Origin of the sequence: Burkholderia sp. BCC1638 (assembly GCF_902833195.1) — a bacterium.
Taxonomy (GTDB): Bacteria; Pseudomonadota; Gammaproteobacteria; order Burkholderiales; family Burkholderiaceae; genus Burkholderia; species Burkholderia diffusa.
The window spans coordinates 48279-68795 of the sequence record NZ_CADFEC010000023.1; the positions used below are offsets into that span (position 1 = coordinate 48279).

The 20517-nt window shown below is 69.8% G+C and carries 18 protein-coding genes; 9 read left to right on the forward strand and 9 right to left on the reverse strand.

All coding sequences use genetic code 11. The features are described from left to right. Positions 1-266 precede the first annotated feature (266 nt). Positions 267-2423, forward strand: coding sequence for a methionine--tRNA ligase (gene metG, locus HWX22_RS23475; protein ID WP_175916491.1), 2157 nt, complete (start codon positions 267-269; stop codon positions 2421-2423). A gap of 111 nt (positions 2424-2534) precedes the next feature. Here metG and HWX22_RS23480 read toward each other — a convergent pair whose 3' ends face one another. Both HWX22_RS23480 and HWX22_RS23485 read right to left on the reverse strand, forming a co-directional pair. Then, complete coding sequence (locus HWX22_RS23480; RefSeq protein WP_175916492.1) at positions 2535-6590, reverse strand: translocation/assembly module TamB domain-containing protein; 4056 nt, start codon at positions 6588-6590, stop codon at positions 2535-2537. Positions 6591-6618: 28 nt separating this feature from the next. Next, the gene (locus tag HWX22_RS23485) at positions 6619-8445 is read right to left on the reverse strand and encodes an autotransporter assembly complex family protein (protein WP_175916493.1); all 1827 of its coding nucleotides are present in this window, start codon (positions 8443-8445) and stop codon (positions 6619-6621) included. A 252-nt stretch (positions 8446-8697) separates the two neighbouring features. Between HWX22_RS23485 and HWX22_RS23490 the strand changes: the two genes are divergently transcribed. From HWX22_RS23490 to panD, 4 genes are all read left to right on the forward strand, one after another. Beyond that, positions 8698-8886, forward strand: a complete 189-nt coding sequence (locus HWX22_RS23490) for a DUF3460 family protein (protein ID WP_044849219.1) — start codon at positions 8698-8700, stop codon at positions 8884-8886. A 4-nt stretch (positions 8887-8890) separates the two neighbouring features. Continuing rightward, a complete protein-coding gene (locus HWX22_RS23495) occupies positions 8891-9763 on the forward strand; it encodes a ScpA family protein (protein WP_059527573.1) in 873 nt (290 codons plus the stop codon). Between the two features lie 259 nt (positions 9764-10022). Next, on the forward strand, positions 10023-10862 hold the full coding sequence (gene panC, locus HWX22_RS23500; protein WP_044849221.1) for a pantoate--beta-alanine ligase: 840 nt from the start codon (positions 10023-10025) through the stop codon (positions 10860-10862). Positions 10863-10903: 41 nt separating this feature from the next. Beyond that, a complete protein-coding gene (gene panD, locus HWX22_RS23505; protein WP_006484038.1) occupies positions 10904-11290 on the forward strand; it encodes an aspartate 1-decarboxylase in 387 nt (128 codons plus the stop codon). Between the two features lie 149 nt (positions 11291-11439). Here the strand turns inward: panD and HWX22_RS23510 are convergent, their stop codons facing one another. The 4 genes from HWX22_RS23510 to HWX22_RS23525 form a co-directional block, all read right to left on the reverse strand. Further along, positions 11440-12099, reverse strand: coding sequence for a ParA family protein (locus HWX22_RS23510; RefSeq protein WP_059527575.1), 660 nt, complete (start codon positions 12097-12099; stop codon positions 11440-11442). Positions 12100-12226: 127 nt separating this feature from the next. Beyond that, on the reverse strand, positions 12227-12640 hold the full coding sequence (locus HWX22_RS23515) for a DoxX family protein (protein WP_175907981.1): 414 nt from the start codon (positions 12638-12640) through the stop codon (positions 12227-12229). A gap of 164 nt (positions 12641-12804) precedes the next feature. Then, positions 12805-12945: a hypothetical protein gene (locus tag HWX22_RS23520; RefSeq protein ID WP_175907982.1), complete on the reverse strand. Its 141-nt coding sequence runs from the start codon at positions 12943-12945 to the stop codon at positions 12805-12807. A gap of 82 nt (positions 12946-13027) precedes the next feature. After that, complete coding sequence (locus HWX22_RS23525; protein WP_175916494.1) at positions 13028-14530, reverse strand: cobyric acid synthase; 1503 nt, start codon at positions 14528-14530, stop codon at positions 13028-13030. Positions 14531-14605: 75 nt separating this feature from the next. On the opposite strand from HWX22_RS23525, the gene cobU reads away from it, so the two are divergent. The 4 genes from cobU to HWX22_RS23545 are packed head-to-tail and all read left to right on the forward strand — an operon-like array spanning position 14606 to position 18030. Further along, the gene (gene cobU / locus HWX22_RS23530) at positions 14606-15166 is read left to right on the forward strand and encodes a bifunctional adenosylcobinamide kinase/adenosylcobinamide-phosphate guanylyltransferase (protein ID WP_059528305.1); all 561 of its coding nucleotides are present in this window, start codon (positions 14606-14608) and stop codon (positions 15164-15166) included. Then, positions 15160-16104: an adenosylcobinamide-phosphate synthase CbiB gene (gene cbiB / locus HWX22_RS23535; protein ID WP_175916495.1), complete on the forward strand. Its 945-nt coding sequence runs from the start codon at positions 15160-15162 to the stop codon at positions 16102-16104. The genes cobU and cbiB overlap by 7 nt, the downstream gene beginning before the upstream one ends. Next, positions 16097-17116 carry a threonine-phosphate decarboxylase CobD gene (cobD, locus tag HWX22_RS23540; RefSeq protein ID WP_175916496.1) on the forward strand — a complete coding sequence of 340 codons (1020 nt, stop codon included), beginning with the start codon at positions 16097-16099 and terminating at the stop codon, positions 17114-17116. The genes cbiB and cobD overlap by 8 nt, the downstream gene beginning before the upstream one ends. Continuing rightward, the gene (locus HWX22_RS23545) at positions 17113-18030 is read left to right on the forward strand and encodes a cobalamin-binding protein (RefSeq protein ID WP_175916497.1); all 918 of its coding nucleotides are present in this window, start codon (positions 17113-17115) and stop codon (positions 18028-18030) included. Before cobD ends, HWX22_RS23545 begins: the two co-directional genes overlap by 4 nt. 47 nt (positions 18031-18077) lie before the next feature. Here HWX22_RS23545 and cobC read toward each other — a convergent pair whose 3' ends face one another. Genes cobC through cobT form a run of 3 tightly spaced genes read right to left on the reverse strand, consistent with a single transcriptional unit; the run spans position 18078 to position 20468 of the window. Continuing rightward, entirely contained in the window at positions 18078-18662 is a 585-nt protein-coding gene (gene cobC, locus HWX22_RS23550) for an alpha-ribazole phosphatase (RefSeq protein ID WP_175916498.1), read from the reverse strand. Further along, entirely contained in the window at positions 18647-19423 is a 777-nt protein-coding gene (locus HWX22_RS23555; protein WP_059692241.1) for an adenosylcobinamide-GDP ribazoletransferase, read from the reverse strand. Before HWX22_RS23555 ends, cobC begins: the two co-directional genes overlap by 16 nt. Beyond that, positions 19413-20468, reverse strand: a complete 1056-nt coding sequence (gene cobT / locus HWX22_RS23560; protein ID WP_175916499.1) for a nicotinate-nucleotide--dimethylbenzimidazole phosphoribosyltransferase — start codon at positions 20466-20468, stop codon at positions 19413-19415. Before cobT ends, HWX22_RS23555 begins: the two co-directional genes overlap by 11 nt. Positions 20469-20517 lie beyond the last annotated feature (49 nt).

Sequence of the window (20517 nt, forward strand, 5' to 3'; positions counted from 1 at the left end):
CCGCGGTCTGTCTTTACGGTACGCGGCTGGCGCAGCCGGCGCGTCACCATTCTCCTCTTGTCGTTGTTGCTCCGGGGCCGTATCCGCCCCGGTTTTTTTTGCCCGGAATTTGTATGCTGCGCCGCAGCAGCATGCCACCGGGCGCGCCGCCACGGCGGCCCCGCCCCTTCCGGCGCCCGGTCCACGGCGCCCGCGCCGGCTGACCTGCCCGCGCCCCTGCTAGAATCGCAGTTTCCGTCGTTTCCCGCCGTTCTTCTACAGACCCTATGTCCGCATCCGACCTCACTTCCGTGCAGGCCGCGGCGCCGCAAGGCAGCCGCCAGATCCTCGTTACGTCCGCACTGCCCTATGCCAACGGCCAGATTCATATCGGCCATCTGGTCGAGTACATCCAGACCGACATCTGGGTGCGGACGCTGCGAATGCACGGCCATGAGGTCTACTACATCGGCGCCGACGACACGCACGGCACGCCGGTCATGCTGCGCGCGGAGAAGGAAGGCCTCACGCCGAAGCAGCTGATCGATCGCGTGTGGACCGAGCACAAGCGCGATTTCGACAGCTTCGGCGTGTCGTTCGACAACTTCTACTCGACCGACTCGGACGAGAACCGCGTGCTGAGCGAGAAGATCTACCTCGCGCTGAAGGACAACGACCTGATCGCCGAGCGCGAGATCGAGCAGGCATACGACCCGGTCAAGGAAATGTTCCTGCCGGATCGCTTCATCAAGGGCGAATGCCCGAAGTGCCACGCGAAGGACCAGTACGGCGACAACTGCGAAGTGTGCGGTTCGACCTACCTGCCGACCGAACTGCTGAACCCGTATTCGGTCGTGTCCGGTGCGACGCCGGTGCGCAAGACGTCGACGCACTACTTCTTCCGCCTGTCGGACCCGCGCTGCGAGTCGTTCCTGCGCGAATGGGTGAGCGGCCTCGCCCAGCCCGAAGCCACCAACAAGATGCGCGAATGGCTCGGCGACGCCGGCGAAGCCCGCCTCGCCGACTGGGACATCTCGCGCGACGCGCCGTACTTCGGCTTCGAGATCCCGGGCGCGCCCGGCAAGTACTTCTACGTGTGGCTCGACGCGCCGGTCGGTTATTACGCGAGCTTCAAGAACCTGTGCGACCGCAAGGGCATCGACTTCGACGCGTGGATCCGGTCGGGCTCGACCGCCGAGCAGTACCACTTCATCGGCAAGGACATCCTGTATTTCCACACGCTGTTCTGGCCGGCGATGCTCGAGTTCTCGGGCCATCGCACGCCGACCAACGTGTTCGCGCACGGCTTCCTGACGGTCGACGGCGCGAAGATGTCGAAGTCGCGCGGCACGTTCATCACCGCGCAGAGCTACATCGACACCGGCCTGAACCCGGAATGGCTGCGCTACTACTTCGCCGCGAAGCTGAACGCGACGATGGAAGACATCGACCTGAACCTCGACGACTTCCAGGCGCGCGTGAACAGCGATCTCGTTGGCAAGTACGTCAACATCGCGAGCCGTGCGGCCGGCTTCCTGCTCAAGCGCTTCGACGGCCGCGTGCAGGACAGCGCGATGAACCATCCGCTCGTCGCGAAGCTGCGCGATGCGATTCCCGCGATCGCCGCGCACTACGAAGCGCGCGAATACAGCCGTGCGCTGCGCCAGACGATGGAACTCGCCGACGAAGTGAACGCATACGTCGACGGCGCGAAGCCGTGGGAACTCGCGAAGGATCCGGCCAATGCGGTCGCCCTCCACGAAACCTGCAGCGTGAGCCTCGAGGCGTTCCGCCTGCTGTCGCTCGCGCTGAAGCCGGTGATGCCGCGCGTGGCCGAAGCCGTCGAGGCCTTCTTCGGGATCGCGCCGCTCACGTGGGCCGACGCCGCGAAACCGCTGTCGTCCACGCAGCCGATCAAGGCGTACCAGCACCTGATGACGCGCGTCGATCCGAAGCAGATCGACGCGCTGCTCGCCGCGAACCGCGATTCGCTGCAGGCCGAGGCCTCCGGCGCCGCTGCCGCGGCCACGGCCAACGCCGCGAAGGAAGGCAAGAACGCCAAGGCGAACGCGAAGGCGGCCGCTACGAACGGCGCCGACGACGGTCCGATCTCGATCGACGATTTCGCGAAGGTCGACCTGCGCATTGCGAAGATCGTCGCGTGCCAGGCCGTCGAAGGCTCGGACAAGCTGCTGCAGCTCACGCTCGACATCGGCGAGGAAAAGACCCGCAACGTGTTCTCGGGCATCAAGTCCGCGTACCAGCCCGAGCAGCTCGTCGGCAAGCTGACGGTGATGGTCGCGAACCTCGCGCCGCGCAAGATGAAGTTCGGGCTGTCCGAAGGGATGGTGCTCGCCGCGTCGGCTGCCGACGAGAAGGCCGAGCCGGGCCTCTACATCCTCGAGCCGCACAGCGGCGCGAAGCCCGGCATGCGCGTGAAGTAAGCCGCACGCACGGCCGCTTGCACGAGAAAGCCCCGCACCGATGTGTGCGGGGCTTTTTTATGTTCGCAACGGGGACCGCGCGACGGCGGTGCGAGCCGGCGCGCGGCATCGTCACCGCTGGCTGAACCAGCGATCGAAGCGCCGCGTGTAGTTCAGGTCGACGCCCTGGAACGTGCCGCCATACGCCGACACCGACCAGAAGCGCGTCAGGTTGATCGTCGCCTTGAACGCGTTGCTCGCCGATTGCAGCCCTTGCTCGTAACCGAGCACGAAGCGCTCGTTGATCGCCTTCGAGATCTGCACGACCTGTGCGTCGGTGAGGCCGACGTCGCTGCGGCCAATCGAGAACTCGTCGAGACCGATGCTTTGCGCGACGCGCCTGCCGGTCGCGCTGCCAAGCAGCCCGAGCGCGGCGGTCATCGCATTCTGCTGGCCGACGTTGTTGCCCTGGTCGGTGCCGTGCCCGAACAGCAGCCACGACAGCTTTTCGTTGTCGGTGACGTTCGGCTCGGACACGAGCTTGACCGTCGGCGACTGAATCGTGCCGGTGACCTGCACGCCTGCCTCGACCTCCTGGTTGCGCCGCATCGCGAGGATGTTCACGCCCGGATTCGACACGGGGCCGTTGAACGTGAAGAAGCCGTTCTCGACCGCGAGCTTGCGGCCGAACGACGTATACGTCGACCCTTCCGTCACGCGCACGTTGCCGACCGCGCGCAGCGGCACGCCCGGCGCGCTCATCACGGTGATCGTGCCGCGCAGCCCGAGATCCGCGCCGTGCCCCTTGAAGCGGAAGCTGTTGCCGAGGCCGATGTCGATGTTCGCGCGCGGCGCGAGCGACGGCGCCGGCTTGTCCTCGACCTTCTGCGGCTTCGCGACCGCCGTGCCGGTCGGCGTCTCGCCGCGCACCGTCCCGTCCGGCCGCACCACGACGACATCGTCGGACAAGTGCGGCGCCGCGTCTTCCGGCAGGTCGAACAACGCACGGTCGACGACGAACTTGCCGTCGATCGACAGCGCGCCGCGCGGCCCGTCGTTCGCGACGGTCGCCTTGCCCGACAGCGACAGCTTGCGGTCCGGCGCCGCGAACAGCTCGAGCTTGTCCGCGACGATGCTCGCGGTCAGGTCAGGCGCCTCGCCGTCGAGACGCACGCGGCCGATCGCGCGCAGCGTGCCGTCGCCGCCGTGGAACTCGACCTGCTGGAATTCGACGAGGTTCTCCGCGAGCTTCACGCGCACGATGCCGTCCTTCAACTGCACGCCCTGGTCGACGAGCGTCGCGGACAGATCGTCGCCCGTCAGCATGCCCGACACGTTCGGCTTCACCGGCGTGCCCGCGATCGTCAGCTTCAGCGCCGCGCGCCCGCCGAGCAGGTAGCTCGGCCCGAACAGGTTGCCGGTCGACTTCAGCGACGGGATGTCGGCGTCGATGCGGCCCGCCAGCGGGCCGTCGTCGACGACGCCGAACACGCCGTCGCGCAGCGCGAACGGCACGGTGACGTTCGCGTCGAGCGTGCCGACCCGGTTCGCCTTCGCGAGCGCCACCACGTTGAGCCGGTTGCCCGGTGCAAAGCTCGCGCGCGCCGACAGGTCGGTCAGCCCGAGCGACGCGATGCCGCGCCCGGTCTCGATCGTCACGTCGCCGCCGCGCCGCTTCACCTGCACGTAGCCCGTCGCGTTCGCGCCGAGCGAGAAATCCCAGTCGGCATCGAGCACGACGTCGGTGCGCACCGGCGGTCGCTGGCCCGTCAGCTCCTGGCGGATCTCGAGGAAGCGCGCGACCGACGCGCCGCGCACGGCGCCGGCCGAGCGCATCTGCCCGTGATCGAACACGAACGACTTCAGGTCGATCGCCGCGCCTTCGAGCGTGAGCCGCGTCGCACCGAGCGTCACGCGGCCGGCGCCGGCCGACACGGGAAGCGGCGCCTGCAGCGCCACCGACGGCGTGCCGCGGTTCGCGAGGCGCGTGACGGTACCGTCCCAGCGCATCCCGTCGCGATTCTCGATCACGCCGCCGTTCGCCGCGAGCGTCAGGTCGATCACGCGGCCGCCGGCGGTCCCGATCGCCGACGCGTCGAGCGTGTGCTTCGCGCGCGTGCCGTCGAGGTTCGCGCGCAGCGATTTCAATTGCAGCGAGCCGAGCGCGATGTCGGTCGCATCGGCCGTGAACACGAGCGCACCGTGCGCGCCGTCGCGGATGTCGGCGCGCCCCTGCGCGGCACCGATCCGGTTCGAGCCGACCACGACGTGCTGGGCCTTGTAGGTGCCCGTCACGTTCGGATGCGCGAAGCTGCCGGTCAGCTCGCCCTGCGCCTGCACGAGCCCCTGCACGCCGAAGCCGAGCCGGTCGAGCTCGGGCGCGTCGACGACGAAGCGCAGCCGGTCGCCCGGCGCGCCGAAACTGCCGCGCAGGTCGACGTGGTTGCCCGCGATCGACAGGTTCGCGTTGCTCGGCAGGATCCGCGCGCCGACGAGCTGCACGACGCCCGCGCCGGTCAGCGGCACGCCGTCGTAGAGGCTGTCGCCGAGCTTGAAGGTCGCCTTCGTCGACACCTGCGGCGCGAACGCGCCGGAGGCCGTCAGCGTGCCCGATACGCGCGTCTCGCCGCGCCTGGCCGGCGCCTTCGCGGTCGCCTTCGCCGCTTTGGCGGCCGGTTTGCCGCCGCCCGCGCCCGGCGCGCGCATCGCGGCGAGCAGCAGCGGATCGAACGCGGTCAGCGTCGCCTTCGCGTCGTAGCTCGAATGCGCGTCGTGGCGGAACACGCCGGTCAGGTCGATACGGCCCTTGCCCGCCGTCACGCGCGCATCGGTCAGCACCGTCTGCTGCTGCGTCAGCGCGACCTTCGCGCGCGCGCCGAGCGCGAGCTTCGGATCGTTCAGGTTGAAGTCGACGGTCGTCACGTCGCCTGCGAGCGTCACGCCGAGCGGGCCGCCGAGGCGCATCGGCCGCAACTCGGCGACGAATGCATTGAGGTCGAGGTTCGCGACCTTCAGGTCGAAGCGGCCCTTGCCGCCGGTCAGCGCGCCGTTGCCGGTCACGCTGCCGTCGCGGATCAGTTTCAGCGCGAGGCCGTCGATCCGCTGCGCGTGTGCGTCGAGATTGACGGTCGCATGTGCGTCGACGACAGGCAGCAGGTGCTCGCCGAGCGTGCCGGGCTTCGCGTTGACGATCGACACCGGGCCGGTCACCGCGAATCCCTTCGCCGGTGCGGCACCGGCCGGCGCGGTCACGGGCGCCAGCTCCGCGCGCACCGCGAGATCGGCGGCCGGCGCGCCCGGCGCGATCGCCTGCGGGTTCACGTGATCGAACGCGAGCGACGCGCGCGTGAGCGGCACCGCGCCGAACGGTGCGGCCTCGACGTGCGCGCGCCCGTTCAGCTTCATCCCGCTCGCGGCGACGTCGGCGACGAGCGCTTCGAGCGAACCCGATACGTTCGCGCTCGCGTTGACCGGTTCGTTCGCGAGCTTGCCCACGTAAGTCGCGTTGCCCGTCAGCGCGAACGGCTTCACGCCGTCGAGCTTCGCGCGCGCGGTCAGCGCGCCGTACGGCGTGTCGACACCGTCGAGCGCAAGTTCATGGTGGCGGCCGTCGCTGCGGCCGTTCAGCGCGAGATGGTCGAGCTGCGTCGTCGACCCGCCTTCGTGAATCGCCAGGTGATCGACGCGCAGATCGTCGATCCGCAACTGCAGCGGCAGGCGCAGGTCCTGCGGCGTCGTGCTCGGCGTCGACGGCCCCGGCGCGATCCGCACGTCGATCGTGCCCGCGCGAAGGTAGTCGACGGACAGCCGCCACGGCGCGCGGGTCAGCGCCCAGCGGCCGTCGAGCCGGTCGATCCGCACTTCGGTGCCGGCGCCGCCGGGGCTCGTCCACGCGAAGCCGCGCAACCGCACGCCCGTCGCGAGCGCGCCGCCTTCCAGCGTGCCCGCCAGCCGGCCGCCCAGCACGCGCACGGCCGTCTGCCACGCGAGCCGCGTGCCGCGCTCGGTCGTCGCCGCGGCCAGCACGAGCCCGGCCGCCAGCACGGCGAGCAGCACGACCGTCACGAGCGTCCACGCGACGATCCGGCCCGCACGCACGCGGCGCGGCGCGCGCGGCGGCGCGTCGGGCGCGCGCTCGGGCGAGTCCGGATCGTGAGGCGGCGGCGTGTCGTTCGGATCCTTCGTCATGCGGTTCGTCGTGGCTCGTGCAACAAGGTCAGAAAGCGATGCCGAGCGTCAGGTACGGGCGCACGCTGTGGTTGCGCAGTCCGTACGCGACGTCGACGTTGATCGGGCCGACGGGGCTGCGCCAGCGCGCGCCGATGCCGACGCCCGGGTAGAACACCTTCTCGCCCCACGCATCGGTCGCGGTGCCGATGTCGAAGAAGGTCGCGGCGCCCCAGTCGCGATTGAACCAGTGCTGGTATTCGGCGGTGCCCGTCATCAGGTACTTGGTCGGCAGCACGGAGCCGTCGACGCTGTTGCCGATGCTCTGGTAGCCGTAGCCGCGTACCGAATTCGAGCCGCCCGCGCGAAACAGCAGCGACGCCGGCACACCGGCCGAGCTGCCGCTCGTGAACACGCCGCCGAGCTCCGCGCGGAACACGAACAGGTCGCGCTTGCCGATCGGCACGTACTGCTGGCCGCGCGCGTAACCGCGGATGAAGGTCTGGTCCGTCAACACGCCCTTGATCGCGAAGCCGGCCTCCGCGTGGATCAGGTTGCCCGAGCGCGGGAACAACGGATCGTCGACGTTGCGGCGCGTCCATGCCCACTGCGGCACCAGCGCGCGGCTGGTGGTCGGGCCGGCGCCGTTCTGGTCGAGCCGGTCCTGGTAGAACATCAGCGAATACGCGTAGTCGATGAACTGACCGGTGCGGGTGCGCTGCGCGCCGATCCGCGCGCTGTAGATCCGGGTGCCGGACACGTTGGTGTTCGTGTACGACGCGAGCACGCTGTTGGTCCAGCCTTTCTCGCCGGGCGGCATCGACAGTTGGACCTGGCCGTACTGCTGGATCTGGTCGAGCCGGCCGGACACGGTGAGCGGCCACGCGGCGCCGAACGTGTCGAGATACGTGTAGGAGCCCTGCACATGCGGGCCCGTATCGGTCGCGTAGCCGACGCCGCCGCGAATGTTGTTGTACGGAAACTCGCTGACCTTCACGTGCACGGGCGTGCGCTCGGGCTTCGTCGTATCGTCGCCGACGTCGATCGCGACGCTCGCGTAGTACGGCGTGTTCTGCAGCTGCCGCTGCAGCTCGGTGATCCGCTGCACGTCGTAGATCTCGCCTTCCGACAGCGGATTGACGTTCGTGACGATTTTTTCCGGATAGCGGCGCACGCCGTCGACGTCGACCTTGCCGATCGTAAAAGTCGGGCCGCTGTCGAACGTGACGGCCAGCGTCGCGCGCTGCGTGCGCGGATCGACGCGCGCTTCCGACGACGCGATCTTCGCGCCCAGGTAGCGGCGCGACTGCAACTGCCGGAGCGCCGCCCCTTTCGCGCCGTCCCAGTCGGACTGCGTGAACGGGTCGCCCGGCTTCAGCGAGAACGCGAAGCGGGTCGCGGCCTCCTGCTTCGGATCCTCGGTCTCGACCGGGCCCTTGAACGCCAGGTCGACCGTCGACACGACGGTCTGCGGCCCCGGATCGACCGCGACGCGCACGTCACGCTTGCCGTCGCGCGTGCGCACGTCGGTGCGCACGACCGGCGAGAAATAGCCGGCCGTCGCGGTCAGGTCGCGCACCTGCTGCGGCGTGGCGGTCACGAGGAAGTCGAACTGGTCGTCGCTGATGTCGTCGCGCTTGGCGAAGCGCGCGATGTCGAGATGGGCCTCGAGGAGCTTGCGGATCGCGCGCGGCGAGTCGATCTCGACGTCGTACTTCGCATACGCCGGCAGCACGAAGCACGCGGCGAGACAGCCCGCGAGGGCCGCCCGGGCCGCCGCGCCGGCGCCACGCCGCGCGCGACGACCGTGGTGACGCGCCGCGCGCGGGCTCGCCTCATGCGCCGTATGTGCCTGCTGGTTCACCTGACCCGCCAAATATGACCTCGTCCTCGGTTGGTGATTTTGTGGAAAACCCCGTATTTGACCACAGGGCGGCGGCGCTGCCCGCACGGGCGCCGCTTTGACGCCTGGACGCAACGCGACGCGCGCGGGGCCGGCCGGACGCGCCGCGGGTGTCGGCCAGCGGATTCGACGCGCGATTGCCGCCGGCTGTTCCCCGCTATGCGGTAAAATCCCGCCATCGCGAACCCGGCGCATCGTGCGCCGCCCGAAACGGAAAGCCAAGCCATGCCGTATCAGTCCGACGTCACGCAATTCCTGAACCAGCTCAAGCAACAGAAGCCGACGCTCGAAGAAGAGCAGCGCAAGGGCCGCTCGCTGCTGTGGGACAAGCAGCCGATCGACCTCGACGAGCGCGCCGAGCAGCAGGAATCGCGCGTGAAGCAAACGTCCTACGTCTACTACCAGAACTTCTGACGACGTGAGCGCCGCCGACGAGGCCAGCGCCGCCCGGCAGGACGACGCGATCGCCGCGCCCGCGGGCGCCGATTCGACGCCCGACACGGTCGACGGTGTCGCGGCGTTCGCACGCCTGTACGGCGAGCCGCTCTTCAAGCTGCCGCAGGATCTCTACATCCCGCCCGATGCGCTCGAGGTGTTCCTCGAGACGTTCGAAGGCCCGCTCGATTTGCTGCTGTACCTGATCCGCAAGCAGAACTTCAACGTGCTCGACATCCCGATGGCGCAGGTCACCGCGCAATATCTGGGCTACGTCGACCAGATCCGCACGTCGAACCTCGAGCTGGCGGCCGAATACCTGCTGATGGCCGCGATGCTGATCGAGATCAAGTCGCGGATGCTGCTGCCGGTCAAGAAGGCCGATACCGGCGAGGAAGCCGAGGATCCGCGCGCGGAACTCGTGCGCCGCCTGCTCGAATACGAGCAGATGAAGCTCGCCGCGCAACGCCTCGACCAGCTGCCGCAGCTCGGCCGCGACTTCCTGCGCGCCGAGGTCTACATCGAGCAGAGCATCACGCCGCGCTTCCCGGACGTCGATTCGGACGACCTGCGCGCCGCGTGGGCCGACGTGCTCAAGCGCGCGAAGCTCGTCCAGCACCACAAGATCTCCCGCGAGGAGCTGTCGGTACGCGAACACATGAGCCTGATCCTGCGCCGGCTGCAGAACGCACGCTTCATGGAGTTCGCCGACCTGTTCGACACGTCGCGCGGCGTGCCGGTCGTCGTCGTGAACTTCATCGCGATGCTCGAACTCGCGCGCGAATCGCTCGTCGAGATCACGCAGGCCGAACCGTTCGCGCCGATCTACGTGCGCCTCGCGTACCTGCCCGCGTAACGCGCGCCGCCGCGCCCGCGTCACCCCCGCACACCGAAACACACTGCATCTCGCCGCCGGGCCCGCTCGCGCGGCTCGCTCGCGGTGCGTCCGGCTAAAAAGTGAACGATCGTACTTTTTTCGATGCGTCCGGCGGCCAAATCCTCTACAATCCGCCGACGCCCGATGCGCCGCCCGCGCGCCGGCGTTCTCCGCTTCGACCCCGACGCCGCTGTTGCGGCGCCAACGCGCGCCTGCGCGAGGAACCCGCTACCCGATCATGAAAGTCATCAGCTCGATCCAGGAACTGCGCGACCAGTTGCGCGGCCAGAACCGCACGGCGTTCGTGCCGACGATGGGCAACCTGCACGAAGGTCACCTGTCGTTGATGCGCCTCGCGCGCCAGCACGGCGACCCGGTCGTGGCGAGCATCTTCGTCAACCGGCTGCAGTTCGGCCCGAACGAGGATTTCGACAAATATCCGCGCACGCTCCAGGACGACATCGAGAAGCTGCAGAAGGAAAACGTCTACGTGCTGTTCGCGCCGACCGAGCGCGACATGTATCCGGAGCCGCAGGAGTACCGCGTGCTGCCGCCCGACGACCTCGGCGGGATCCTCGAAGGCGAGTTCCGCCCGGGCTTCTTCGCCGGCGTGTGCACGGTCGTCACCAAGCTGATGTCCTGCGTGCAGCCGCGCGTCGCGGTGTTCGGCAAGAAGGATTACCAGCAGCTGATGATCGTGCGCCGCATGTGCCAGCAACTCGCACTGCCGGTCGAGATCATCGCCGCCGAGACGGTGCGCGACGAGGACGGCCTCGCGCTGTCGTCGCGCAACCGCTACCTGACGACCGACGAGCGCAAGGAAGCGCCCGAACTCGCGAAGACGCTGCAGCGCGTGCGCGACAGCGTGCTCGGCGGCGAGCGCGACCTCGGCACGCTCGAGCAGCACGCGCGCACGCACCTGGCCGAGCGCGGCTGGGCGCCCGACTACATCGCGATCCGCCGCCGCGCGAACCTGATCGCGCCGAGCGCCGCCGAACTCGAAGCCGGCGAGCCGCTCGTCGTGCTCGCGGCCGCGAAACTCGGCGCGACGCGCCTGATCGACAACCTGGAAATCTGACGGGCCGCCCGCCCTCGCCTCTCACGCATCACGGAGATACCATGCAGCGCCATATGCTCAAATCGAAGATCCACCGCGCGGCCGTCACGCACTGCGAGCTGCATTACGAAGGCTCGTGCGCGATCGACGAAGACCTGCTCGAAGCAGCGGGCCTCATCGAAAACGAACGGATCGACATCTGGAACATCAACAACGGCGAGCGCTTCTCGACGTACGCGATCAAGGGCGAGCGCGGCAGCGGGATGATTTCGCTGAACGGCTCGGCGGCGCGCCGCGCGCAACTCGGCGACCTCGTGATCATCGCGGCGTTCGCGATGGTCGATGAAGCCGAGCTGCAGGCCGGCTGGAAGCCGAAGCTCGTGTTCATCGACGAAGGCAACAAGATCAAAGGCCATCGCGATCACGTGCCGACGCAGAACTGGACCTGATTCACGCGGCGGCCGGCGTGTCGTGCCGCGCCATGACGGCCACCGCGCAGTCGCCCATGCGGGAAGGGCCTGATCCGTCACGATGCCGGATCAGGCCCTTCTTCATTCATCCTGCTGGATTGGCCTCGCCAGTGTTCGGCCGTCGGCGATCAAGACGCCTTGGCGACCTTCTCCGCTTTCGGCGCGCGACGCTCGGCCCATTCGACGATCGGCCGCCACTGTTCGAGATCCTTCTCGACGCGGCTTTTCGCGACGTCCCACAGCGTCAGGCCGTGCGCGGCGATCTGCACGTAGTTCTGCGTGTCGCGCACGTAGCCGAGCACCGGCAGCCCGAGCCCTTCGACGAAACGGTGCAGCTGGTCGGACGAGCGCGTACGCGCGTCGACCCGCATCCCGACGATCCCGACCTCCACGCTGCCCTTGCGCACCGCCTTCTCGCCGGCCAGGCGCTCCAGAAACTGCTGGGTCGCGAGAATATCGAACATCGACGGCTGCAGCGGCACGATCACCTTGTCGGCGAGCTGCAGCGCGACGTTGAGCCGGTTGCCGTGCAGGCCGGCCGGCGTGTCGATCACCGCATATTCGAGGCCGCGCGGCGGCTTCGACGGCGCGTCCGGATCGAGATCCCACGCCTCGATCGCCGGCAGGCCGGCCGGCCGCAGGTCGAGCCACGCATGCGCGGACTGCTGCCGGTCCAGATCGGCGAGCGCGACCCATGCGCCCTGCGCCGCGAAATAGCCGGCAAGATTGGTGGACAGCGTGCTTTTCCCCACGCCGCCCTTCGGATTCGCCACCACGATGACCGTCATGAATTCCCCCGAAAAAGCCACGCGGCGCCTGCCGCCTGGCAAGCGCCGCTCGATTGCGGATACAGGGAGCGATGATATCGGCAAACGGGGTGTCACCGGAACGGGTTGCGCCGATGCCCGCCCTCTTTTATGCGGTTCGCGTCGCGGCACGCGGTGCGCCGAGCGCGAACGCGCCGCCGCCCAGCAGCGCCTGCACGGCCAGCGTGACGGCCCAGAACGCCGGATATTCCCAGCCGCCGTTCGGCGACGCGAAGCTCCAGCCGTTGGGCAGATGCGCGGACACCGCGCCGAGCATGAACGGCAGCAGCACCAGCGCGGCGATCCGTACGCGGAAGCCCACGAGCAGGGCAAGGCCGCCGGCCAGCTCGACGAACGTCGTCACATACGCGAGCCAGCCCGGCAGGCCGATCGACGCGAAGAACTGCGCGGTGCCGGGCAGCGTGAAGACGAACACCTTCTGCGCGACGTGCGCGAGGTACAGCACGCCGAGTGCGACGCGCAGAAGCGTCGCGCCGAGATCGTTGAGACGTTGGGAGTTCATGGCGAATTCCTTCATGAGTGGATGAGAATGGATCGCACTCTATTCGAATCGATTCGACCAATAAACACGCGATATGGCTTTAACTGATTCCCAAAAAGAACGAATTGGGTCGTAAAAAAGGGCATGACCGATCATGCCCCGCTGCCCGTACCCGGCTACGAACCTCAGCCGCCGCTTTTGCCCTGCGTGGCGTCACCCGAACCGGCCGGCCCACCGCCCGGTGCGTACGAGTCACATGCGTGCGCCGCCGCCGACGCGCCCAGCAGCGCCGCGAGCAGCACGCCCAACCACCATCGAGCCTTCATCGTCGCGCTCCTTCGGGCGGACCTCCGCCCATCTGAGTTGTACGCGATCCGCCGCAAAATGCCAGGCCGGGCACGCCCTGCGTCAGCGGAACTCGGCATACAGCGCGCGCAAATCGAGATGCTCGGCGAACGAATCGGCCAGCCGCTCCAGCGACGCCTCGCGCAGCGCCGGGTAGTCGATGCGCTCCGCGCCGTCGAGCCCCGCCCACGCGAGCAGTGCCGCGCACGCGTCGGGCGCGTCGAACAGCCCGTGCACGTAGGTCGCGAGGATCTGCCCGTCGGCCGACCGTGCGCCGTCCGCGCGCACGCCGCCCGGAGCGTCGCCCGTCGCCAGTTCCAGCGCGGGCGTCGCGAGCGCGGGCCCGCGCGTATCGCCCATGTGGATCTCGTAGCCGTGCACGGCGGCCGCGCCGGGCAGCGCGAGATGCCCGGTCACGTTCTTCAGCGTCTTGTCCGGCTGCAGCGTCGTATCGAAATCGAGCAGTCCGAGCCCCGGCACGCTGCCGGGCGCGCCTTCGAGGCCGAGTGGATCGTCCAGTGTGCGGCCGAGCATCTGCATGCCGCCGCAGATACCGATCACCTTGCCGCCATAGCGCAGATGCCGGCGAATTACCGCGTCCCAGCCCGTGTCGCGCAACCACGCGAGATCGCGCTGCACGCTCTTCGAACCGGGCAGGATCAGCAGGTCGGCATCCGGCACCGGGCCACTCTTCCAGTACGTGAACTCGACCTGCGGATGCGCGCGCAGCGGATCGAAATCGGTATGGTTACTGATCCGCGGCAGCGCGGGCACGACCACGCGCAACACGCCGGCGTCGCCGCGCAAGGCGGCGCTGCGCGCCTGCGACGGCAGCATGTCCTCGGCATCGAGCGTCAATCCGTGCAGGTACGGCAGCACGCCGAACACCGGCTTGCCCGTCTGCGCGCGCAGCCAGTCGAGGCCCGGTTCGAGCAGCTTGATGTCGCCGCGAAAGCGGTTGATCACGAAGCCGCGCACGCGCGCGCGCTCGCTGTCCGACAGGCACGCGAGCGTGCCGACCAGATGCGCGAACACGCCGCCGCGGTCGATATCGGCCACCAGCACGACCGGGCAGTCCACGCGTTCCGCGAAGCCCATGTTCGCGATGTCGCCTTCGCGCAGGTTGATTTCGGCCGGGCTGCCCGCGCCTTCGACGAGCACCGTGTCGTAGCCGGCACGCAGCCGCGCGTACGACTCGAGCACCGCGTCGAACGCGACCGGCTTGTAGTCGTGGTACGCACGCGCATCGAGGTTCATGCGCGCCTTGCCGTGGATGATCACCTGCGCGCCGCGATCGCTCGTCGGCTTCAGCAGCACCGGGTTGAAATCGGTATGCGGCGCGACACCCGCGGCGAGCGCCTGCAACGCCTGCGCGCGGCCGATCTCGCCGCCATCGGCCGTCACCGCGCTGTTCAGCGCCATGTTCTGCGGCTTGAACGGCGCGACGCGCGCGCCCGCGCGACGCGCGAGGCGGCACAGGCCCGCGACGAGCGTGCTCTTGCCGGCGTCGGACGTCGTGCCCTGGATCATCAACGTGCCGCGCGGCTGCGGTTCGGGTGCATTCATCGTATGCAAGGTCGTGGCGAAGCAAAGGCCGCATTATCGCCCGCGCCGCCACGCGTGCGCCGTTACAATCACGCGATGATTCCGCACGACCTCACTTTCGTCCTCGGCGGCGCGCGCTCGGGCAAGAGCGCGCACGCCGAGCGGCTCGCCGCCGACAGCGGCCGCCCCGTCACCTATATCGCGACCGCGGCCGCGACGGCCGCCGATGCCGAATTCGAACGGCGCATCGCGCATCACCGCGCGCGCCGGCCGGCCGACTGGGGCTTCGCCGACGCGCCCGTCGACCTCGCCGGCACGCTCGCGCGGCTCGACGATCCGCGCGCGTGCCTGCTCGTCGACTGCCTGACGCTGTGGCTCACGAACCTGCTGTGCCCGCTGGACGGCGAACCGCTCGACGACGCGCAGTATGCTGCGCAGGTCGAGCGGCTCGAGCACGCGTTGCGCGGTGCGCGCGCGAAGGTGATCGTCGTCAGCAACGAAATCGGGCTCGGCGTCGTGCCGCTCGGGTCGGTCACGCGCCGCTACGTCGACGAACTCGGGCGCCTGAACCAGCGCATCGCCGCGCTCGCGACGCGCGTGACGCTGCTGGTCGCCGGGCTGCCGCTCGAACTCAAGGCCGGAGCCCCGTCATGCTGATGCTGTCGCTGCCGGTCGTCGCGATGCTCGCGGTCGCGGCCGCGATCGTCGATCGCATCGTCGGCGAACCGGCCGGCTGGCATCCGCTCGTCGCGTTCGGCAGGCTCGCCGCGCGCATCGAAGGCGCGCTGAACACGGGCCGGCGCGGCCGCATGGTCGGCGTCGCCGCCTGGCTCGCGGCGGTGGTGCCGCCGGTGGCCGTCGCCGCGTGGCTCGCGGCCGTGCTGCCCTGGCCGCTCGCGGCCGCGCTGCACGTCGCGCTGCTGTGGTTCGCGCTCGGCGCGAAAAGCCTCGCCGACCACGTCGCACCGATCGCCGCCGCGCTGCTGCGGCACGACCTCGACGCCGCACGCGCGCTGACCGCACGCATCGTATCGCGCGACACGAGCGAAGCCGACGAAGGCGCGCTGTCGCGCGCGGCCGTCGAATCGGCGCTCGAGAATGGCAACGACGCGATCTTCGGCGCGCTCTTCTGGTTCGTCGTCGCGGGCGGCCCCGGCGCGCTGCTGTTTCGGCTCGCGAACACGCTCGACGCGATGTGGGGCTACCGCACGCCGCGCTTCCTGACGTTCGGCTGGGCCGCCGCGCGCCTCGACGACGCGCTCAACTGGATTCCCGCGCGCCTCACCGCCACGAGCTACGCGCTGCTCGGCGACACGGCCGCAGCATGGCGCTGCTGGCGCACGCAGGCGCGCCACTGGGACAGCCCGAACGCGGGCCCCGTGATGGCCGCGGGCGCCGGCAGCCTGAACGTGCAGCTCGGCGGCCCGGCCGTCTATCACGGCGAAATCGAAGACCGTCCCGCGCTCGGCACCGGCGCGCCGGCGACGGCCGTGCACGTCGTCGCCGCGCTGTCGCTCGTCACGCGCACGCTCGCGCTGTGGCTCGCGCTGCTCGTCGCGGGCGGCGCACTCATCCTCGCTACCCATCATGTCTGACGCACGCATCCCGCACGGCGGCAACCTGCACGAAGCCGCGCGCCGCCACGGCATTCCGTACGACGCGTGGCTCGACCTGTCGACCGGCATCAATCCGGTCGGCTATCCAGTGCCGCCGGTCCCGGCCGACGCATGGCGCCGGCTGCCCGACGACGGCGATACGCTCGCCGCATGCGCGTCCGGCTACTACCACGCTCCCGATGCCGCGCACGTGCTGCCGGTCGCCGGCAGCCAGGCCGCGATCCGCGCGTTGCCCGCGCTGCTGCCGACCGGCGACGCCGGTGTCGCCGCGCTCGCGTACGGCGAATACGCCCCTGCATTCGCGCGCCACGGTCATCGCGTCGTCGCGCTCGACATCGGTTCGGACGTGCTGCCCGCGTCGCTGCGTCACGTCATCGTCGGGAATCCGAATAATCCGACCGCCGAATTCGTTCCGACCGAACGGCTGCTCGGCTGGCATGCGCAGCTGTCGGCACGCGGCGGCACGCTGATCGTCGACGAGGCATTCGCGGATACGGGCGCCACGCCGTCGCTCGCGCAGTTCACCGATCGTCCGGGCCTCGTCGTGCTGCGCTCGGTCGGCAAGTTCTTCGGACTCGCCGGCATTCGAGCCGGCTTCGTGCTCGCCCGTCCCGAGCTGGTCGCCGCGCTGCGCGACATGCTCGGCGCGTGGACCGTCAGCGGCCCCGCGCGTCACGCGGTCGCCGCCGCATTCGCCGACCACGCATGGCAGACCGCCGCGCGCATGCGGCTCGCGGCCGACGGCGAACGCCTCGCCGCGCTGCTGCGCATGCACGGCTTCGCGGTGCACGCGACGCCGCTGTTCAGCTGGACCGACGACCCGCGCGCCGCCGCGCTGCACGCGGCGCTCGCCGCGCACGGGATCTGGACGCGATACTTTGCACGACCGTCGAGCGTGCGCGTCGGCCTGCCGGGCAACGAAGCCGAATGGCGGCGCTTCGCCGACGCACTCTCGCAGTGTGTCCCGACGCTGCCACAGGCATCCGCATGACCGCCTGCCTGCTCCGCCGGCTGCCGGCCCTCGCGTCGCTGATCGCGCTCGCGCACGCGCCCTTCGCTCGCGCCGACGTAACGACCCGCGACGATGCCGGCAATACCGTCACGCTGCCCGCACTGGCGCAACGCGTGATCAGCCTCGCGCCGCATGCGACCGAGCTGGTCTACGCGGCCGGCGGCGGTGCGAAACTGGTCGGCACGGTCACGTACAGCGACTACCCGCCCGCCGCGCAGGCCGTGCCGCGTGTCGGCGACAACAAGGCGCTCGACCTCGAGCGAATCGCCGCGCTGAAGCCCGACCTGATCGTCGTCTGGCGACACGGCAACGCCGAGCGGCAAACCGATGCGCTGCGTGCGCTGCACATTCCGCTGTTCTTCAGTGAACCGAAACATCTCGACGACGTGACCACGTCGCTGCGCCGGCTCGGCACGCTGCTCGGCACCGAGCCAGCCGCCGACGCGGCCGCGGCATCGTTCTCGCGCGACATCGCGGCGCTGCGCGCGCGTTACGCGGCACGCCCGCCGGTCACGATGTTCTTCCAGGTATGGGACCGCCCGCTGACGACGCTCAACGGCGCGCATCTGTTCAACGAAGTCATCTCGCTGTGCGGCGGCCGCAACGTGTTCGCGGCGCTGAAACCACTCGCACCGACCGTCACCGACGAAGCCGTGCTCGCGGCGAATCCGGAAGCGATCGTGACGACGAGTGCCGGCGCGACACGTTCGGACGCACCGCTGCCGAGCCTCGCGCGCTGGCGTGCATGGCCCGCGCTGACGGCCGTAGCGCGCAACAACCTGTTCGCGATCGACGGCGATCTGCTGACCCGGCCATCGCCGCGGATCGCGCAAGGCGCGGCCGCATTGTGCGAGGATCTCGACGCCGCGCGAGCGCGGCGGCCGGCGCGCTGATTTCGGGCTTCGATGCCCTTCCGCACGTCAGACGAGCAAGCGGTCGCCTAAGCGTCCCAGTGGACGACGTCCCATGTGCGGGCGGCGTCCTCCGTCCGCAACCAGACGACGCCGCCCGCCGGTACCGGCCGCGACAACAGCGTATCGAGCGGCACGCGCAACGCATGCGACGCGAATGCGCGAATCACGCCTGCGTGCGTGAGCGCCCATTGCGGCGCGTCGGTCCGCGCGACCGCGTCCGCAGTCCGTGCGACGCGCGCGGCGAACCGCGCGACGCTTTCGCCGCCATGCGCGCACGCATGCATCAGGTCGGCCGCCCACGCATCGAGCGCCGCGCGGTCGATATCGTCCCAGCGCCGCAGCTCCCACGCGCCGAAGTCCATTTCCTGCCAGCCCGCGTCACGCCGCAGCGGCACGTCGAACGCCTGCGCGAGCCGCTCGGCGACCGACGCGCAACGCGTCAGCGGGCTCGTCCAGACCTGCCCGGGCAACGGCGCCCCGAGCGCCGCCAGACGCTCACGCACGGCCCGCGCCCCCGCCTCGGCCGATGCGGCGAGCGGCACGTCGCTGCGTCCGTAGCAAACGCCCGGTTCGACATCGACGGCCGGATGGCGAATCAGGACGAGATCCATCCGAGCACCACGAGATAGATCGCCAGTTCGCTCAACTGCTGCGCGAAGCCGAGGCAGTCGCCCGTATACCCGCCGATCCGCTTTACGAAATAGCGGGCCGCCCATGCGCGCACGAGCGCGAGCGCGACGAGCGCCGCGAGGCCCGCGCGCCAGTCCGGCCAGAACAGCCACGGCAGCCCGAATGCGGCCGCGATCCAGGCCGCGCGTGCGCCCATGCGTTGCGCGACCGGTTTTGCCTTGCCTTCCGGCCGGACATAGTCGAGCGACATCAGCAGGCTCACAGCCCCCGCGCGGCTCGCCGCATGCGCGGCGATCATCGTCCACGCGGCGCGCAGCGGCGGCATGGCCGCGAGCGCCTGCCATTTCAGGCCGAGCGCGATCACGAGCGCGACCGCGCCGAACGTGCCGATTCGCGAATCGTGCATGATGCGCAGCACGTCGTCTCGCGCGTAGCCGCCGCCGAACGCATCGCAGCTGTCGGCCAGGCCATCCTCGTGGAACGCGCCCGTCGCAAGCAGCGTCGCGGCCATCGACAGTCCGACCGCGATCGACGCGGGCAACACGCGCAGTGCCGCGAGATAGACGAGCGCGCCCCACGCGCCGACGCACGCGCCGACCAGCGGGAAGTAACGTGCGGCCTGGTCGAGATCGCCGGCGGCGTAGCCGATCGCGCGCGGCACCGGCACGCGCGTGAAATAGCCGAGCGCGACGAAGAAATAGCGCAGTTCGGCGCGTATACCGTTCGCGCGCTCAGGCGTCACGATTGTCGACGCCCGCGGATTCGAAGCTCGCCATCTCGGTAAGGAACGCGACCGCCGCGCGCACCAGCGGCAGCGCGAGCGCGGCGCCCGTGCCTTCGCCGAGGCGCAGGTCGAGCGCGAGCAGCGGCTTCGCGCCGAAATGCTCGAGCATGCGCCGGTGCCCGGCCTCGTGCGACGCATGCGAGAACACGCAGTAGTCGCGCACGCCGGGCGCGATGCGCTCGGCGACCAGCAGCGCGGCCGTGGCGATGAAGCCGTCGACGAGGATCGTCATCCGCTCGCTCGCGGCCGCGAGATACGCGCCCGTCATCATCGCGATCTCGAAACCACCGAACGTCGCCAGCACATCGAGCGGCGCGATCGCATGCGAATGCCGGACGAGCGCGCGGCCGAGCACCGCGCGCTTGTGCGCGAGCCCCTGGTCGTCGAGGCCCGTGCCGCGCCCGACGCACGCGTCGATCGGCACGTCGAGCAGACGGCTCATCAGGCATGCGGCCGATGACGTGTTCGCGATCCCCATTTCGCCGAAGCCGATCACGTTCGTGCCGAGCGAGGCGTGCAGGCGCACGCGCGCCGCACCGGCGGCGAGCGCCGTCTGCGCCTCGTCGGGCGTCATCGCCGGTTCGGCCGCGAAGTTTCGCGTACCGCGCGCGACGGGCAGCGACACGAGCCGGTCGGACACCGGCAACGGTGACGCGACGCCCGCATCGACGATCTCGAGCACGCTCTGCGCGACGCCCGAGAACGCGTTGATCGCCGCGCCGCCGGCCAGGAAGTTCGCGACCATCTGCGCGGTGACCGCCTGCGGATACGGGCTCACGCCCTCGGCCGAGATCCCGTGGTCGCCCGCGAACACGATCGTCACCGGACGCTGTACGTGCGGCTTCTCGGTGCGCTGGATCAGGCCGACCTGCAGCGCGAGCGCCTCGAGCTGGCCGAGACTGCCGGGCGGCTTGGTCTTGTGATCGATCACATGCTGCAGGCGCTTGCGCAGCGTCTCGTCGAGCGGCGCGATCGCGGGCGGGAAGTCGGTCGGATTCGTCATCGGAAGGTTGCCTCGTTGGCGCGGCCGGTGCCGCGCATCGAAAGAAGGA

What these genes read in the sequence shown, in the direction of transcription:
- cobD (WP_175916496.1), top strand. Translation starts at nt 16,097, where the DNA reads ATGTCTGACGCACGCATCCCGCACGGCGGCAACCTGCACGAAGCCGCG.
- HWX22_RS23515 (WP_175907981.1), bottom strand. Translation starts at nt 12,640, where the DNA reads ATGAACTCCCAACGTCTCAACGATCTCGGCGCGACGCTTCTGCGCGTC.
- HWX22_RS23510 (WP_059527575.1), bottom strand. Translation starts at nt 12,099, where the DNA reads ATGACGGTCATCGTGGTGGCGAATCCGAAGGGCGGCGTGGGGAAAAGC.
- metG (WP_175916491.1), top strand. Translation starts at nt 267, where the DNA reads ATGTCCGCATCCGACCTCACTTCCGTGCAGGCCGCGGCGCCGCAAGGC.
- HWX22_RS23525 (WP_175916494.1), bottom strand. Translation starts at nt 14,530, where the DNA reads ATGAATGCACCCGAACCGCAGCCGCGCGGCACGTTGATGATCCAGGGC.
- cbiB (WP_175916495.1), top strand. Translation starts at nt 15,160, where the DNA reads ATGCTGATGCTGTCGCTGCCGGTCGTCGCGATGCTCGCGGTCGCGGCC.
- cobT (WP_175916499.1), bottom strand. Translation starts at nt 20,468, where the DNA reads ATGACGAATCCGACCGACTTCCCGCCCGCGATCGCGCCGCTCGACGAG.
- HWX22_RS23490 (WP_044849219.1), top strand. Translation starts at nt 8,698, where the DNA reads ATGCCGTATCAGTCCGACGTCACGCAATTCCTGAACCAGCTCAAGCAA.
- panC (WP_044849221.1), top strand. Translation starts at nt 10,023, where the DNA reads ATGAAAGTCATCAGCTCGATCCAGGAACTGCGCGACCAGTTGCGCGGC.
- HWX22_RS23520 (WP_175907982.1), bottom strand. Translation starts at nt 12,945, where the DNA reads ATGAAGGCTCGATGGTGGTTGGGCGTGCTGCTCGCGGCGCTGCTGGGC.
- panD (WP_006484038.1), top strand. Translation starts at nt 10,904, where the DNA reads ATGCAGCGCCATATGCTCAAATCGAAGATCCACCGCGCGGCCGTCACG.
- HWX22_RS23480 (WP_175916492.1), bottom strand. Translation starts at nt 6,590, where the DNA reads ATGACGAAGGATCCGAACGACACGCCGCCGCCTCACGATCCGGACTCG.
- cobC (WP_175916498.1), bottom strand. Translation starts at nt 18,662, where the DNA reads ATGGATCTCGTCCTGATTCGCCATCCGGCCGTCGATGTCGAACCGGGC.
- cobU (WP_059528305.1), top strand. Translation starts at nt 14,606, where the DNA reads ATGATTCCGCACGACCTCACTTTCGTCCTCGGCGGCGCGCGCTCGGGC.
- HWX22_RS23545 (WP_175916497.1), top strand. Translation starts at nt 17,113, where the DNA reads ATGACCGCCTGCCTGCTCCGCCGGCTGCCGGCCCTCGCGTCGCTGATC.